Raw genomic sequence first — 15,364 nt, 5'->3', positions numbered from 1 at the left:
GCAGGAACTGACTGTCGGCGGCGGTGCCAACTGGCAGAACCGCATCTACTACCCGGTGCCGGCCTATGGCCGCATCGAGCAGAGCGGCTACGCACTGGTCAGCGCCTTCGTGCGCTACCGCATCTCGCCGGAGTTCAGCGTGCAGGCCAACCTCAACAACCTGCTGGACAAGAAGTACCTCTCGCAGATCAATGGCTACGGTGCGTATGGCGATGGTCGCAACGGCTCGCTGACGTTTACCTGGTCGTTCTGAAGAAAACGTCGCCGGGCATGGCCCGGCGCTACCGCGGCAACAGCAGCGCCGGAATCTCTCCGGCGCTGCTGTACCCACATCAGAACCGCAGGTCCGCGCGCAGGTACCAGTAACGGCCACGCGGGATGTCGTAGGTGGAGGCGTCATAGCCGTTCAACGAACACGACAGGCAGATCGGCGGGTCCTTGTCGAACACGTTGTTCAGGCCCGCCGTCAGCTGCAGGCCCTTCATCCAGTCGATCTTGTAGCCCACCTGCATGTCATGGAAGGTGGTGGCCGACAGCGTGTTGGTGCCGGCGGCCTGGTTGCTGCACACCGGGAACGCCACGGCGTCACCGCAGTCTTCGGTCAGTTCGGAAATGTGGCGTACCGTCCAGTTGGCGCTCCAGTTGTCCAGCGTCCAGCCGATGCTGGCGTTGCTGGTCCATTCCGGAATCGAACTGTCAGCCACTTCCACGCCGGGCTTCTGCGGCTGCCGCTGGCCGGCCGCACCGGTGGCCTCATAGCGACCGACGAACGTGTTCTTCCAGCCCAGCTTGAACTGGCCGATCGAGCTCTGCGGCAGGGTCCAGAACAGATCCACATCCCAGCCGTCGGTCTTGATTGAACCCAGGTTGGTCAGGCGGTTGTTGAAGCTGCTGACCGCACCGGTGCTGGCACGCGTGATGCCGTCGCAGTAGATCGGGTCCAGGGTATCCACGCACAGGTCCAGCTGTGTCTGCGCGTTGATCGCCTGGATCGCGCCATCGATGTTGTGGCGGTAGAACGTCACTTCCACGTCGAAGCGCTCCGACCACGATGCATCGTTGCCGAACCAGGGGCTCCACACGAAACCGGCACTGAAGCTGCGCGACCGCTCCGGCTCCAGCTCGCGGTTGCCGCCGGTGGTCACCGAGATCTGCGAGTTGGCCTGCTGGAAGCCGGTCGGCACGCCCAGCGATGCGCAGTTGGCCGCACTGCCACGTGGCGGTGTGCCACCCAGGCCCACCGAGCAGGGATCGAACAACTGCAGGTCAGCACGCGCAGCCGAGCCGTACAGCTCGCCGATCGACGGTGCGCGGAAGCCTTCGGCGTAGGTGGTACGCAGCACGAAGTCATCGGTCACCTGCCAGCGCAGGCCGTACTTGGGCGTGAACTCGCCACCGAAGGTCGAGTAATCCGAGTAGCGGCCAGCCAGGCTCAGGTCCAGCTTCTTGCCCAGTGCCGAGTCGGCGAAGATCGGCACGCTCAGCTCCAGGTACGCTTCGTTGACGTCGTAGGAGCCGGACGTCGGCTGCGACGGTACGCCGTTGTAGTGGCCGATCACCGTCAGCGGGTCAGGCTGGTACGAACCTTTGTACTTGCGATGTTCGAGACCGGTGGCGAAGGACACCGGGCCGGCCGGCAGGGTGAACAGATCGCTGGACAGGTTGGCGGTGAACAGGCTCAGCTCGTTCTGGCTGCGGTCGCGCACCACCGGCTGGATCCAGCGCAGCATGTCCGGGGTGATCGAACCGGCGCCACCGAAGATGTTCAGCGGTACGCAGCCCGGCGTGGCCGCGCACACCGCAGGATCGCCCAGCGCCATGTTGACGTTGTAGATGTCGTAGCTGCCGTAGTTGGTCTGCTCGGCCTTGTTCTTGCTGTACATGCCGTTGACGTCCCAGTACCAGCTGCGGTCAGCGGCCTGGAAGTTGCCGACCAGGCCGGTGGCGAAGTACGTGGTATCCACCTGCTGTTCGAATACGCGCGCGCCGCCTTCCACCGGGCGGCGGCCGATCAGGCTCATGTTGCCCGACGACACCAGGTCGAAGCCGAACGGGTTGTACGGGTTCAGTGCCGAGACGACGATGTTGTCGGCCAGCGGATTGCCGGTGGCGCCATCAGGGCCGAAGAACAGCGGCTCCGGGCCGGCCTGGTTGGTCGACTCGCGGCGGTTGCCCAGTGCCTTGACGTACCACTGCACGTTGTCGGTGATGTCGAACCGGAACTGGCCGAACAGGCCCTTACGCTCCGACGGTGTCAGCACCATGTTGTATTCGGCGAAGTTGAAGCGATCGGCGCTGGTGAAGCAGTGGTAGTCGTCGGTGCGGTTGCAGCCGGCGCTGCCGTCGTAACGCGGGCTGCTCACGCCGGTGTTGGGCACGATGTCCTGTTCGGCACCGGTGTTGGGATCGACGAAGGCGAAGCGCCCCTGCGGAATGCCGCCGCTGCCGAAGGCCAGGCCGGTGCCGGGGATCGGGAAGCGCGACTGCTCGCGGTCCTTCGCATACACCGGGTCCTGCTTGGTCCAGCTTGCCCCCAGGAACAGGCTGTAACGGTCGCCGCTCTTGCCCCAGGCCAGGTCCACGCCCTTCTGCGTGCCATCGCCCTTGCCATACTGGCCGTAGTTCATCGTCACCTGGCCGCCATCGAAATCGCGGCGGGTGATGATGTTGACCACACCGGCGATGGCATCGGAGCCGTACAGCGACGATGCGCCGTCTTCCAGCACTTCGATGCGCTCAACGATCGCCAGCGGGATGGTGTTGAGGTCGGTGGCCGAGCCCACGCCCGAGGCCGAGGATTCATTGACCCAGCGGATGCCATCGACCAGCACCAGTACACGCTTGGCACCGAGATGGCGAAGGTCCACCTGCGCCGAACCCGCGCCGACGCCGCTGCCGTCGGGTGGGAAACCGAAGTTGCCCGACGAATTGAACTTGGCATTGAGCGCCGAGCCCGAGCCGGTGAGCTGTTGCAGCACTTCACCGATCGAGGTCAGGCCGGTGCGTTCGATGTCGGCGCGGTTGAGCGTCTGGACCGGCACCTGGCCTTCCACTTCAGCGCGCTTGATGCGGGTACCTGTGACTTCGACGCGATCCAGGTCGGTGGTGGCCGATTGGGCAGCAGCCCCCAACGGGGCCAGTGCGGTCACGCACAGCGCGACGGCAACCGCCAAGGGGCGGTGATGCAGGTAATTCATTCGCTCTCTCTCCAAAGGAATGTCGGGACATGGACTGCCGCGCTCCCCCCTGCATGGCGGCAGCGTCTCCTTTGTAAACAAGCGGTAAACATCGCGGCGTGATGCCCGACACTCTTTCACGCGAATTTGACGATTCTGAAAGCAGATAACGTCATTTGCCTACGTATTCACCAGAATGCGCGTACGACAACATCGCCGTAGCGCTGGCTCATTCCCGCCGGGGTCACGGTAGCGCCGGGCCATGCCCGGCGAAGTGTCGAAGAGGTCTCTGCCAAGCCCGGCGCGCATCGCAGGTCTGCCGCCGGGTATGACCCCGCGCTACCGGTACACGTGCGGCCTTCCCTTGGGAAGGCCGCACCCGTGATCCACTCACTGCACGAACGCGATGCGTTGCATGCCGGTGGCTTCGGCGGCGGCCAGGATCTTGGCCATGCCGTCGTACTCGGCCGACGGATCGGTGCTGATGCGCAGCTCCGGCAGGTTACCGGCATGCTCGCTGGCCTGCGCCTGCAGGCGCGACTGCAGATCACCGATGGCCATCGGCTGCCCGTCCCAGCTCAACTGACTGGACGCATCCAGGCGCAGCTCGATCGGCGGCGGCGGTTCGGGGCGATCCACCACGCGATCGGTGGCCTGCGGCAACTGCACGTTGATCGGCCGCGACAACATCGGCGCGGTCACGATGAAGATGATCAACAACACCAGCATTACATCCACCAGTGGCGTGACGTTGATGTCCGCCAGCGGGCCGCTTCTTCCTGCGCTACTGAATGCCATGTGCCGCTCCCTGCAGCAGGGCCGGTCGCCCCAGCCCAAACCTACGCCGCACAACCGCCCTCGCGGCAGTGCGGATCCCACCATCATTCAGCTGTCGTTGCCGTCTTCGGCCGTGTACACAATGCGAAACTGAATTCAGCCACTGCCCGCTATGCTGGTCGCCATGACCCGACGATCTTCGACCGCCCTGTCCCTGCTCCCGCTGGCCACCACGCTGCTGATCGGCTGCGCGAGTGCCCAGTCCCTCGATGCCCAGAACGCCCAGCTGAAGGCCGCCATCGCCGCCGCCGAACGTGGCCAGTTCGATCCCGGCCAGGCCGCCGCGCTCAGCCGCCATCCCGCGTATGGCTGGCTGGAGTTCGCCAACCTGCGGCGCAACATCGACACCGTCGATACGGCGCAGGCACAGGCCTTCCTCAAGCGCTATCAGGGCCAGGCCGTGGCCAACAGCTTCCGCAGCGCCTGGCTGCCCTCTGTCGCGCGCCGCCAGGACTGGCCGACGCTGCTGGCCAACTGGGCTCCCACYGACAACCTCGGCCTGCGCTGTGCGCAGCTGACAGCGCGCCAGGCCACCGGCAAGCTGGACCCGCAGTGGATCGGTGAAGCCCAGGATCTGTGGCGCAAGAACGGCAAGTCGTTGCCCGATGCCTGCGACGCCGTGTTCGCCGTGCTGCAGGCGCAGGGTGGCATGAGCGATGCGCTGCGCTGGGAACGCATCGATGCCGCTGCCGATGCACAGCAGCCGGCGGTGATGCGTTCGGCCGCGCGCGGCCTGCCGGCCAGTGATCTGGCCTTGGCCAACACCTACGCGGCCTTCGTCGACAAGCCCAATGCCAGCGCCCTGAACTGGCCGCGCAACGAGCGCAGCCGGCGCATCGCCACCGACGGCCTGGCCAAGCTGGCCAAGGCCGACCCGGATGCTACCGAACAGCAGCTGCCGCAGTACGCGCAGGCGCTGKGCCTGAGCGCCGAACAGCAGGGCCAGGTGCGTTACCAGATCGCCCTGTGGACGGTGGCGTCGTACCTGCCCGACTCGGCTCGCCGTTTGAATGCCGTGCCCGATGCGGCCTATGACGAGCGCCTGCACGAATGGCGCGCGCGCGAAGCGATGTCGCGCGGCGATTGGCCGGCGACGCTGGCGGCGATCCGCAAGATGGGCCCGACCCAGCGCAACGATTCGCGCTGGCGCTATTTCGAAGGCCGCATGCTGGAAAAGACCGGCCAGGCACAGCAGGCGCAGCCGCTGTTCCGCGAAGCCGCGCGCGCACCGACCTTCCATGGCTTCCTCGCTGCGGACAAGCTGCAGCAGCCCTACACGCTGTGCCCGTGGAAGCCCAACGACAGCGCGCAGGCGCAGGCTGCGGTGGCCCGCGATCCGGCCATCCAGCGGGCGATGGCGCTTTACCAGATCGACCGCGCCGGCTGGGCGGTGGCCGAATGGAACAATGCGCTGTCGCGCTTCGATGACACCCAGCGTCGCCTCGCCGTGCGCGTGGCGCAGGACAACGGTTGGTTCGACCGCGCGGTGTTCGCGCTCGGCAAGCAGCCGCAGGAGCAACGCCTGTACGACCTGCGCTTCCCGCTGCACCACGACGCCACGATCCGCCGTGAATCAGCACGCAATGCCATCGACCCGGCCTGGGTGGCCGCCGAGATCCGCGCCGAAAGCACTTTCACCCCGCGCGCGCGTTCGCCTGCCAATGCGATGGGCCTGATGCAGGTACTGCCGGCGACCGGCGCCGGCGTGGCCAGGTCCATCGGCCTGACCGGCTACGGCGGCGCTGACAGCCTGTACGACCCGGACACCAACATCGCCATCGGCACCGCGTACCTGCGGCAGTTGATGAACAAGTACGACGGCCTGCCCTACGTGACCATCGCCGCCTACAACGCGGGCCCGACGCCGACCGCACGCTGGCAGACCCAGCGCCCGGGCTTCGATCCGGACCTGTGGATCGAGACCATCAGCTACAAGGAAACGCGCGAGTATGTCGCCCGCGTGCTGGCCTTCAGCGTGATCTACGACTGGCGACTCAATGGCGACGCATTGCCGCTGAGCGACCGCCTGATGGGCCGCCTGGTGGACAAGCGCAAGGCCTTCACCTGCGCCGCCAACGCCGACCAGGGCGGCGATTGATCACGTGGTATCGGTAGCGCCGGGCCATGCCCGGCGAACGCCATGTGTTCCGCCGGGCACGCCCGGCGCTACCGTGCCATCATCCCCCCATGAAGATCTATCTTGTCGGCGGCGCCGTGCGCGACCGCCTGTTGCAGCGCCCTGCCGGCGACCGTGACTGGGTCGTCGTCGGCGCCACGCCCGCGCAGATGGAAGCGCAGGGCTACACCGCCGTGGGCCGTGATTTTCCCGTCTTCCTGCACCCGAAGACCGGCGAGGAATACGCGCTGGCCCGCACCGAACGCAAATCCGGCCGTGGCTACCGCGGCTTCGTGGTCGATGCCGATCCGGCGGTGACGCTGGAAGAAGACCTGCAGCGCCGCGACTTCACCATCAATGCCATCGCCTGCGATGAAGACAGCGGCACGCTGGTCGATCCCTATGGCGGTGCGCGCGACCTCGAGCAGCGCGTGCTGCGCCATGTCGGTCCCGCATTCGTTGAAGACCCGCTACGCGTGCTGCGTGCGGCGCGCTTCATGGCCCGCTTCGCCTCGCTCGGTTTCACCGTCGCGCCGGAAACCATGGCGCTGATGCGCGAGGTGGCCGCCAGTGGCGAGCTCGACGCGCTGGTACCGGAACGTGTGTGGCAGGAACTGCGCAAGGCATTGGTGTGCGAGCGCCCATCGGCGTTCCTGCGCACCCTGCACGACGCGCACGCGCTTGGCCCGATACTGCCAGAACTGGAAGCGCTGTACGGCGTACCGCAGCGCGCGGAATTCCATCCGGAAGTCGACACCGGCATCCACCAGGAAATGGTCAGCGACATGGCGGCAAAGCTGGCGCCCGGTGATGACCTGGTCGGCTTCGCCGCACTGACCCACGACCTCGGCAAGGGCCTGACCCCGGCCGAGGAATGGCCGCGCCACATCATGCACGAGCAGCGCGGCATCAAACCGCTGAAAGCACTGTGCGCGCGCCTGAAGATTCCGACCGAGCACCAGCAGTTGGCCGAGGCCGTCTGCCGCGAGCATCTGAACGTGCATCGCATCGACGAACTGCGCGATGCCACCGTGCTGGAACTGCTGGGCCGCTGCGATGCGTTGCGCCGGCCGGAGCGGGTGGCACGCATCGCGCTGTGCTGCGAGGCCGACAAGCGCGGCCGGCTCGGTTTCGAGGACAGCGACTACCCGCAGGGCGAAACACTCAAGCGCCTTCACCGGGCGGCGCTGTCAGTGCAGGCGCGTGACCTGGACACCACACACCTCAAAGGCCCGGCCATTGGTGAGGCGCTGGCCAAGGCGCGTGTACGGGCGATCGCCGCCGCCCGCTGATGCTTATCCGGCACTTTTACCGGTAGTGCCGGCCGCTGGCAGGCAACCACAGCGCTATCAGTGCGCCTTCCCGCGGGTGATCGCCGCCGCGCGTTGCTTCAGCTGCTCCACCGCATCGGGGATCATCTCCATGCCCACGTCCAGGCCGGGGTTCAGCACCAGGCCGACGCCCTCACCGATGCCCGACAGCAGTGCATGCACCGCGATGGGCATGGCGTGGGCAAACTGCGGCAGCTGCTCGTGCCAGATCTCCGCGCGCTCGGGCGCGGTGAACACCGCAAACATCGGCTCGCCGCTTTCGCTGGTCAGCACCAGCGGCGAAATGCTCTCGTCCCAAGCGCCGTCTTCACCGATGGCCTTGTCCAGCAGCACGAACACCGGCGCGGTCAGCAGGCCGTCAAGGAACTGCGAGGCCGTGAGGGTTCCATCCTGGGCCTGCAACAGGCGCACTTCCAGGTCGTTGGCGGGTTCGAACGGCGTTTCGTGGTCCATGGTCGGTTCCGGTACGTGGTTGCTGGCTGCAACTTTAGCAGGCCCGGCATCCGGCTACGTACACCTCGTTCCGCAGCGGAATCGACCTCAGCGGCCGATCAGGCTTTCCGCCGGAATGCCCAGGTTGCGGTGCAGATTGCGGATCATCTCCAGGGTCCAATCCGCGCTTGCGATTCAATACCTCATATACGCGGTTGAGCTGACCAATCGAGGGCACCAGATCCTTGACGGTCAGACCGCCCTGCTCCATGCGGAAGCGGATCGCTTCAATCGGGTCCGGCAGCTCGATCGGATAGTGCTTCGCTTCGTAGGCCTCCACCAAGGTGGCGAGAATCTCGAAACGATCTCCCTCTTCGCTATCCAGCGCAGGTTCGTTCTCGAAATAGGCCTCCAGCTCGCGCAACGCGTTCTGGTAGTCGACTTCTGTGCGAACAGGACGAATGTTCATGGAAACTCCGCAGTACAAGCGCCAACCAGATCATAAGCCGCACGCAGCACTTCAGTTATACGGTCAGCCCCCACCGTGTCCATGCCGCCACATCCACCCCGCCACCGCCAGCCCGGCCACCACCACCAGCATCACCGGCAGGCCGAAGCGGTGCCGGAACGGGATCGGCACCCCGCCGAGCTGCTGGTCCATGCTTTCGGTATCCAGCACCCAGCCGTGCTCGCAGCCGGTGCAGGCCAGCTCGTAGCGGCGCTGGTAGACGAAGCCGAACAGCAGGTCGATGCGCGCCATCCTGTAGCGCAGCTGCGGGGCGAATTCGGTTTCGGTCTGGCAGCGCAGGCAGTGGTGCGATTCGGTGGGGCCGACAATCAGCACCCGTTCGTGTTGGCCGATCAGCAGCAGGTTCAGCCCTCCTTGCAGGCGGGCTGGGCCAGCAGCCAGGCCTCGGCCGCCGCCACCGTGGCGGCATCGCCGACGGTGGCCTGGTCCGGCGCGATCTTCCGCCCGTCGCCATTTCCATTGCGATCGCGCATGACGCTGGTGGTCAGCACCAACGCGCTGCCGTCCACCAGCCGGCGCACCACGTTGGCCGTCGATACACCCGCCGTGGGCTGTCCGAAACTGCGGGTCTGCGCCCGGCCTCGGAACGCCAGTACGGTCGCTTCGCCGGAACTGGCGGTGCGCGGGCCGGTCAACACCGCCACCGGCGCGCCAACCTGGCGGGGCAGATAGCCGGGCTGGCCGAAATCCAGGCGCGTCGCCTCGCCCATGCGCACGCCACTGGCAGTGGTCTGCCAGCGTACCGGACCGTCGGCGGTCTCGAATGAGCCCACGTCCTCGATACCCATCGCCGAAGTGCGCAGCAGCGGCGCAACGCCCAGCAGCATCGGCCACATGTTGCCGCCGGTGTTGTCGCGCAGGTCGACGATCCAGCCACAGCGAGGCGTGCTGTCCTTTTCACGGATGGCGTTCTGCCAACGCACCGCACGCTGGATGTTCTGTTGCTGCAGCTGCTGCGGCGGCGCACCGGGGTCTGCCGCATAGCCCTCGATCAGCACCTGGCCGATACGCGGGTCACGTGCGCGAGTGGCGTCGCTTTCGCTGCGGGCAGCAGCGGTGGCGTTTTCGCGGGCGAAACGCTCCACGCGTTGCTGCTGTCGTTGCGGGGTCATCCAGCTGCCGTGACCGCCTGAACTGCGACCGATGGCCTCGGCCAGGACGGTCCGGACCTTGGCCGGATCGCCCTGCGCRTCCTTCARSCGCGTGCGCGTGRCWGGCCARTCGACCCTGCYTCGGTACAGCGCCTCGCGTTCRAGCATGTCCAGCAGCTGTGCCTGYGCGGCGGGTGAKGGRATCTCGATGGYGTCRGCCGCAGTGGCRGCGGTCGYTGCCAGCAGCGYGGCGATGAGGAGGGCACGTCCCGGCAATCCTTTGCTGTTCCGCATCGACATCTCCCTGTCGTTGAATGAAGGCGAAGCATAACGCCTTGGCCGCCGCGCGGCGTGTCGCATCAGGCACGTCAGGATCGGACTGCGATTTACAACTTTGCCCATGTCGGCACGCTGGCAAACGCGCGAAGGTCGCTGTGCCGGCGCCACCTGCGCCGGCCGGGATTGGCGTCCTGAATCAATGAGCAAAGATGACCGATTGCCTCGATGCAGGCACTCGCGACAATGCACCACCTGCCGGTCCATGGCGGGCGGTGCGTGGGGACCCTTGGGTCCGTCGGCTTCTTCTTTGCTCTTGACCGGCACGCCAACCCGCACCGCCCGCCACCTTGCATTCCGCAGGTGGCCCAGCCCTGTGAGGTTGTTGCCATGACCACGCTCCACCCCACCTATCCGCGCCTGCACACATTGCTGGGCGATGCCCTGCCCGACCTGCAGCTGCCCAACGCCACCGCCGAGGCGCTGGAAGACGCGCTGGCCGAAGCCGATGAAGCTGCTCCCACGCCCGCCTTCTTCAAGCGGCTGCGCGACGTCACGCGCTGCCACGCCGCTGACGGCGAGCCGTGGACGGAACTGCGCATCACGCCGGCACGGGCGCGCGATCTGGCCTGCACCACGCGCTGCCTGCTGGCGTTGTCGGCGCTGGGGGGTGTGCTGCTGGCGACGCAGGCAGCGCGTGAACTGGACGACGCGGAAGCGCAGTGCCCGCCGCTGACGGAGGAAGGGCTGTTGCACGCGGTGCAGCTGCTGGCCGATCACGCGGGCGCGTTGCTGGGGCGTACGCCGTTGTAATACAGCGGCGTTGGGATTGCTTGATTGGTAGCCAGGGCGTGTCGACCGAGGTCGACACCTACCAGAGCAGGTCATGGCGCTGGAGGGATTCGTGCCGACCCAGGTCGGCACCCAACAGAGCGGGTCATGCCGCTGGAGGGATTCGTGTCGACCGAGGTCGACACCTACCAGAGCGGATCATGGCGCCGGGGGGATTCGTGCCGACCTGGGTCGGCACCCACCAGAGCGGGTCATGGCGTCGGTTGGATTCGTGTCGACCAAGGTCGACACCCACCCAAGCGGAGGTCGTCACCAGTCCGCGCGCAGGCCGATGTTGCCTTCGATGATGCGGCGCTTGCCGTTGTCGCTGCCACCAACCTCGCGGGTGTAGTCGGCCACGGCATACGCGCTGATCGTGCGGTTGAAGCGCCCGACCACGCCGACACCGGCCTCCACAGCACGCGAGCGCTGCGAATTGATGATCGCGTCGCTGTCGAACAGGATGCGGTCCTCGCCCGAACGGCCATGCCAGTAGTTCAACTTGAAGTACGGCTGCCAGCCGTTGTCGGCCAACTGGTAATCGCCCGCCAGGCGCAGGCCGACGCGGCCGGTCCAGGCGTTGTCGTTGTCGAAGGAAACGGTGGACACCAGATCACGCTGGTCATCCAGTGAACTGCGCTGCCAGATGACCTGCAGCTGCGGTTCCAGCCACCACGATGACTGCCCGAACTGCAGCAGTGGCTTGCCCGCTTCCAGCGACAGCGTGGTGCCGTCGCCCTTGAGGTCGATGCCCAGCCCGCGCGAGGAGCGCGTGCGGCCGTCGTAGCGGCTCTGCATCGCCACCGCGTCGATGTAGCCGCCGCTGCTGTCGGTCAACGTCCAGTACAGGCCCACGTGCTTGTCGTCCAACCGGCTCTGGCCGACCAACACGTTGTCCCAGCCCACGGCCAGGCCGGTGATCCTGCCATCGGCGCGGGTGCGGCCGACGAACACGCCGATCTGGTTGCGGTGGCTGTCACCGCTGGCAGCCCACACATCCAGGCCTGCCTGCACACCCATCACGTCACCATCGAAGCCGGGCCGTGCATCGCCTTTCCAGTGGATCTCGCTGCTCTGCCCGACCAGCCGTCCCCATGCCGTGCGGAAGGCGCCCTGGTTGTACAGCAGGCGCTGTTCGCCCTGGCGCTCATGGAAGGTCCCCAGGCTGGCCAGCGAGGTCTCGCGCAGCAGCGGTGGCACCACGGCGTAGGCCGCGGTCTCCAGGCGGTACAGCGGCACCAGGCCGTTCTCGTTCGGCGCGGCGGGCCTTGCCCCCGCACTGGGCGGCGGCGAACCGGTACCGGGCAGGCTGCCACCGGCCACCGGCACGTCCGGTACGGGTGGATCACTGGGCGGCGCTACGGGCGCAGGTTCCGGCGGCGGTGGCGGCGGTGCCGTCTCGCCTGCGGTCAGGTCCGGATCGATGGCACCCTCTGGCGGCGGTGGGGGTGCCGGGGGAATCGGCGGCGGTGGCGCCACCGGTGGCGTCGGCGGTGGCGGCGGCAGTACTTCGCCGCCGCCGTTCGGCGCGGGCGTCGGCCCGGCCGCCAATGTCGAACGCAGGTACCAGTTCTCGCCGGTGCCGGCGCTGACGCCACCCTTGAACAGGAAATACTCGTAGGCACCGGCCGAGACCGGTGCGAACAACGAGAACGCGCCTGGCGCGGTGGTTGCGCCGTTCAGCGCCTGCACCACCAGGATACCGTCGACCAGCGTGGCCGCTCCTCCGCCACCGGTGTTGATGATGCCCAGGCCGGTGCTGCCGGTGGCGCTGCCGCCATCAAAGACCAGGCGGTCGCTGGCTGAGTCGTCTGCACCCAGCACGGTCTGCAGGTACACGCCACCGCCGTCGCCGCGGTAGTTGCCACGGATGGTGAAGGCATCGCCGGCGCCGCTGTTGTTGGTCAGATCAATGCGTCCGGCGTTGACCATGTTCACCAGCGCAGCTGCCGCGAAGGGACGGATCGCATGGTTGCCGCCACCGCCGAACAGCGTGCTGGTCTCGTCCACGTTCAAGCTGCCGGTGCCGGTGGCACTGTCGCCCAGCACCAGGTCGCCATCGAAGGTGAGCTCGGTGCTGCTGGCCAGGCTGATCGCTTCCCAGTTCTGGAAGCGTCCGACGCCAGCGGTCTTGACGTTGTTGAAGCTGAGGCGATCGCTGCCGGTGCCACCATCGAACAGCGGTACAGCGCCCAGGTTGGCCTGGTTGAGATTGCCCAGGGTCGCGACGTCATCGTCGGGGCCCATGTCGATGGCGCCGTAGACAATGCCGCCGCCATTCCAGTTGAAGGTGTCGTTGCCGGTGCTCAGCAGCACCTGGCCACGCACCGTGCCACCGGTGATGGTGACGCTGTCGGCGCCGCCACTGACGCTGATGTTGCCGCCGATGTAGGCGTCGTTGGAGATGATGATGGTGTCGGTGTCGAAGCCGGTGACCACGTTGCCGTCGACGGTGCCGCCGGACATGTCCCACAGGTTCTTGTCCAGTTTCATGTTGACGCGGCCGATGCGGCCGCCGGTCATCCACGCCTGGTCGCCATCTTCGAACGCGCCGACGATGCGGCCACCGCTCATGCGGAAGGTGTCGATGTTGTCGCCCTGCTGCAGGGCGCCGATGGTGCCGCCGGTCATGACGAAATCATCGCGGCCACTGCCCTGCGTCACCAGCCCGGTGATGGTGCCGGCGTTGACGGTCAGCTGGTCATCGCCATTGCCCTGGTCGAGGCTGTCGATGGTGCCGCCGCTGAGCAGCAGCACGTCGTTGCCATCGCCCTGCTGCACGCCGCCGCTGATGCTGCCGGCCAGCATCTGCAGACGATCGTTGCCGGCACCGAACTGCACGCCGCTGCTGCCACTGATGGTGCCGCGGTTGACCAGTTCGCTGTCGCCGGCACCGCTGAACTGCAGTGCGATACCGCTGCCGGAACTGATGCYGCCGGTGTTGTCGACGCGGCTACCGCCGCCAAGCTGTACCGCGGTACCGCTCGCCGAGCTGATGGCACCGAGATTGGTGAGCACGTGCCCGCCAGCGCCGAGCAGGGAGACGGCGCTGCCCGCGCCGGCCTGCTGCAGCTGCGCGCCATTGCCAACATTCACGGTGATGCCCGTCGCGCCACTGGCGCTGATGGCTGCTGTCTCGGGATTGGGGGCGGTGCTGCTGCAGGTGACGGTCTGCCCGGCCACGGGAGCCGTTGCATCGCACCCTGCCCAGGCGGCAGGGGCGGACAGGGCGAGCAGCGAGGGCATCGCCAGGATCTGCAGCAGGGAAACGGTCAAGCGGTGCTGGCGGAACCCGCGCGGGACGACATGGGACATACAGCACTCCTGGGTCGGGGGATCAGGAACTGCGGATGCTCTGTACGACACTGCTGATGCAGTCTGCCCTGCCATGAATGGTTTCGATAGGTGAACTTATCGGCAGTCGGTCACGCTTTCGTTGTGAAACCGGGAAGCAGTCACGCAGCCCGCATGTCGATGAACCGATTCATTTCCCATCGCCCGGATGGAACATCCACGCATGGCGTGGATCTACAGCAGACATGCCACGTGTGGATGGGCCATGGATCCGCGCCACGCGTGGATGAACCGTGGCGCCACACCACACACGGATGGGCCATGCCCAGTAGATCCACGCCATGCGTGGATGGGCCGTTTTCCACGATCTTCGTCCGCGCTCAGATCTTCAGATAAATGCGACGTCGGTCCAACCACCACGCCACGCCCCACCACAGCGCGACGAACGCCAGCGCCTGCAGCATCGAGGCCAGCTCCAGCGCCTGTGGCATTGCTGCGGCCAACTGTTGCCAGACCCAACTCCAGGCGCCGGTGGCCAACAGGATCACCGACATCACCGAGGCACCCAGATAGGCGGTGATGGCATTGACGCCGAAGCGCCGGCCCAGTGCCGGCCATCCCTTGCGGTCGATCAGCAGGTGGCCCAGCCACAATGCCAGCGCGGCCAGGCCACCGGTCCACAGCACGTAGCTGGGCGTCCACAGCTGCTTGTTGAGCGGCAGTACGGTTGCCAGCAGCAGGCCAAGCACGGCGGTGACCGCACCCAGCGCGGCCAATGCACCGGCGCGGCCACTGCGCAGCAGGCCACCTGCCAGCAGGCCCAGCACGGTGCTGGCCAATGCGCCCAGACTGCTCAGCAATCCTTCCGGGTCATGGCCCAGACCGGTATCGGCCTGCCATTGGTAGATCCATGGCGCGAACAAGGTGGTATCCAGGCGACTGGCCGGGTTGGTCCACGGCGCCAGGTCACCCACGCCCAGCAGCAGCGCGGCGTAACCCACCAGCAGCGCCACCAGCGCGGCCGCCTGCACGCGCGGGCGCGCATACACCGCCAGCACGCCCACCACGGCCGCGCACAGCGCAATGCGCTGCAGCACGCCCCAGATGCGGAAATGGTGCGTGTGCAATGCCCACCACACCAGCAGGTGCAGCAGCACACCGGCAACGGCGATGCGCAGCGCGCGTTCCAGCACGCCACGTGCAAGCGCAGGCCGTGCGGCCGCATCCAGCGCGCGCGGTGCCACGCTGAAGGCCATCGACACGCCAACAAGGAACAGGAAGAACGGGAACACCAGATCGGTCGGCGTACAGCCGTGCCAGTCGGAATGGCGCAGCGGTGCGAACACCGCGCTCCAGTCGCCTGGGTTGTTGACCAGCAGCATCGCCGCCACGGTCATGCCGCGCAGGGCGTCGATCGAGCCCAACCGGCGTGGCGGCGCGCTGCTCATCGT

The 15,364-nt window shown here is 66.9% G+C and carries 11 protein-coding genes and 1 pseudogene; 4 read left to right on the top strand and 8 right to left on the bottom strand.

Translation table 11 applies throughout. The annotated features are described in order from the left end of the window. Positions 1-253 (top strand): annotated as a pseudogene (locus AC1VAN_RS00470) (ferric-rhodotorulic acid/ferric-coprogen receptor FhuE); the annotation flags it as partial. A gap of 79 nt (positions 254-332) precedes the next feature. Here AC1VAN_RS00470 and AC1VAN_RS00465 read toward each other — a convergent pair. Together AC1VAN_RS00465 and AC1VAN_RS00460 are read right to left on the bottom strand one after the other, a co-directional pair. Continuing rightward, entirely contained in the window at positions 333-3,197 is a 2,865-nt protein-coding gene (locus tag AC1VAN_RS00465) for a TonB-dependent receptor plug domain-containing protein (protein ID WP_032975398.1), read from the bottom strand. A gap of 369 nt (positions 3,198-3,566) precedes the next feature. Next, complete coding sequence (locus AC1VAN_RS00460; RefSeq protein ID WP_025878672.1) at positions 3,567-3,974, bottom strand: ExbD/TolR family protein; 408 nt, start codon at positions 3,972-3,974, stop codon at positions 3,567-3,569. Between the two features lie 151 nt (positions 3,975-4,125). Here AC1VAN_RS00460 and AC1VAN_RS00455 point away from each other — a divergent pair, with 151 nt between their 5' ends. Together AC1VAN_RS00455 and AC1VAN_RS00450 are read left to right on the top strand one after the other, a co-directional pair. After that, a complete protein-coding gene (locus tag AC1VAN_RS00455; protein ID WP_480985067.1) occupies positions 4,126-6,111 on the top strand; it encodes a transglycosylase SLT domain-containing protein in 1,986 nt (661 codons plus the stop codon). Positions 6,112-6,200: 89 nt separating this feature from the next. Continuing rightward, positions 6,201-7,421 carry a multifunctional CCA addition/repair protein gene (locus tag AC1VAN_RS00450; RefSeq protein WP_032975395.1) on the top strand — a complete coding sequence of 407 codons (1,221 nt, stop codon included), beginning with the start codon at positions 6,201-6,203 and terminating at the stop codon, positions 7,419-7,421. A gap of 57 nt (positions 7,422-7,478) precedes the next feature. On the opposite strand, the gene AC1VAN_RS00445 is transcribed toward AC1VAN_RS00450, so the two are convergent. From AC1VAN_RS00445 to AC1VAN_RS00430, 4 genes are all read right to left on the bottom strand, one after another. Next, positions 7,479-7,913 carry an SseB family protein gene (locus tag AC1VAN_RS00445; RefSeq protein WP_032975394.1) on the bottom strand — a complete coding sequence of 145 codons (435 nt, stop codon included), beginning with the start codon at positions 7,911-7,913 and terminating at the stop codon, positions 7,479-7,481. A 34-nt stretch (positions 7,914-7,947) separates the two neighbouring features. Then, positions 7,948-8,361 carry a helix-turn-helix domain-containing protein gene (locus tag AC1VAN_RS00440; protein ID WP_235189909.1) on the bottom strand — a complete coding sequence of 138 codons (414 nt, stop codon included), beginning with the start codon at positions 8,359-8,361 and terminating at the stop codon, positions 7,948-7,950. Between the two features lie 63 nt (positions 8,362-8,424). Next, positions 8,425-8,763, bottom strand: coding sequence for a hypothetical protein (locus tag AC1VAN_RS00435; RefSeq protein WP_032975448.1), 339 nt, complete (start codon positions 8,761-8,763; stop codon positions 8,425-8,427). A 2-nt stretch (positions 8,764-8,765) separates the two neighbouring features. Next, the gene (locus tag AC1VAN_RS00430; RefSeq protein WP_480985066.1) at positions 8,766-9,806 is read right to left on the bottom strand and encodes a S41 family peptidase; all 1,041 of its coding nucleotides are present in this window, start codon (positions 9,804-9,806) and stop codon (positions 8,766-8,768) included. Between the two features lie 372 nt (positions 9,807-10,178). Here AC1VAN_RS00430 and AC1VAN_RS00425 point away from each other — a divergent pair, with 372 nt between their 5' ends. Next, a complete protein-coding gene (locus AC1VAN_RS00425; RefSeq protein WP_032975393.1) occupies positions 10,179-10,601 on the top strand; it encodes a hypothetical protein in 423 nt (140 codons plus the stop codon). A gap of 288 nt (positions 10,602-10,889) precedes the next feature. Here the strand turns inward: AC1VAN_RS00425 and AC1VAN_RS00420 are convergent, their stop codons facing one another. Both AC1VAN_RS00420 and AC1VAN_RS00415 read right to left on the bottom strand, forming a co-directional pair. Further along, entirely contained in the window at positions 10,890-13,934 is a 3,045-nt protein-coding gene (locus AC1VAN_RS00420; protein ID WP_480985065.1) for an autotransporter family protein, read from the bottom strand. Positions 13,935-14,293: 359 nt separating this feature from the next. After that, positions 14,294-15,361 carry an acyltransferase family protein gene (locus AC1VAN_RS00415; RefSeq protein WP_032975390.1) on the bottom strand — a complete coding sequence of 356 codons (1,068 nt, stop codon included), beginning with the start codon at positions 15,359-15,361 and terminating at the stop codon, positions 14,294-14,296. Between the last annotated feature and the right edge of the window lie 3 nt (positions 15,362-15,364).

It is taken from the genome of Stenotrophomonas sp. 05L44_2, from assembly GCF_056665995.1.
Note: the sequence above shows the minus strand (reverse complement) of the source record. Positions and strands in the feature narration are given on the sequence as shown.

Coding starts and splice junctions, on each gene's coding strand:
- AC1VAN_RS00460 (WP_025878672.1), bottom strand. CDS start 3,974: ATGGCATTCAGTAGCGCAGGAAGAAGCGGCCCGCTGGCGGACATCAAC.
- AC1VAN_RS00440 (WP_235189909.1), bottom strand. CDS start 8,361: ATGAACATTCGTCCTGTTCGCACAGAAGTCGACTACCAGAACGCGTTG.
- AC1VAN_RS00445 (WP_032975394.1), bottom strand. CDS start 7,913: ATGGACCACGAAACGCCGTTCGAACCCGCCAACGACCTGGAAGTGCGC.
- AC1VAN_RS00425 (WP_032975393.1), top strand. CDS start 10,179: ATGACCACGCTCCACCCCACCTATCCGCGCCTGCACACATTGCTGGGC.
- AC1VAN_RS00450 (WP_032975395.1), top strand. CDS start 6,201: ATGAAGATCTATCTTGTCGGCGGCGCCGTGCGCGACCGCCTGTTGCAG.
- AC1VAN_RS00415 (WP_032975390.1), bottom strand. CDS start 15,361: ATGAGCAGCGCGCCGCCACGCCGGTTGGGCTCGATCGACGCCCTGCGC.
- AC1VAN_RS00465 (WP_032975398.1), bottom strand. CDS start 3,197: ATGAATTACCTGCATCACCGCCCCTTGGCGGTTGCCGTCGCGCTGTGC.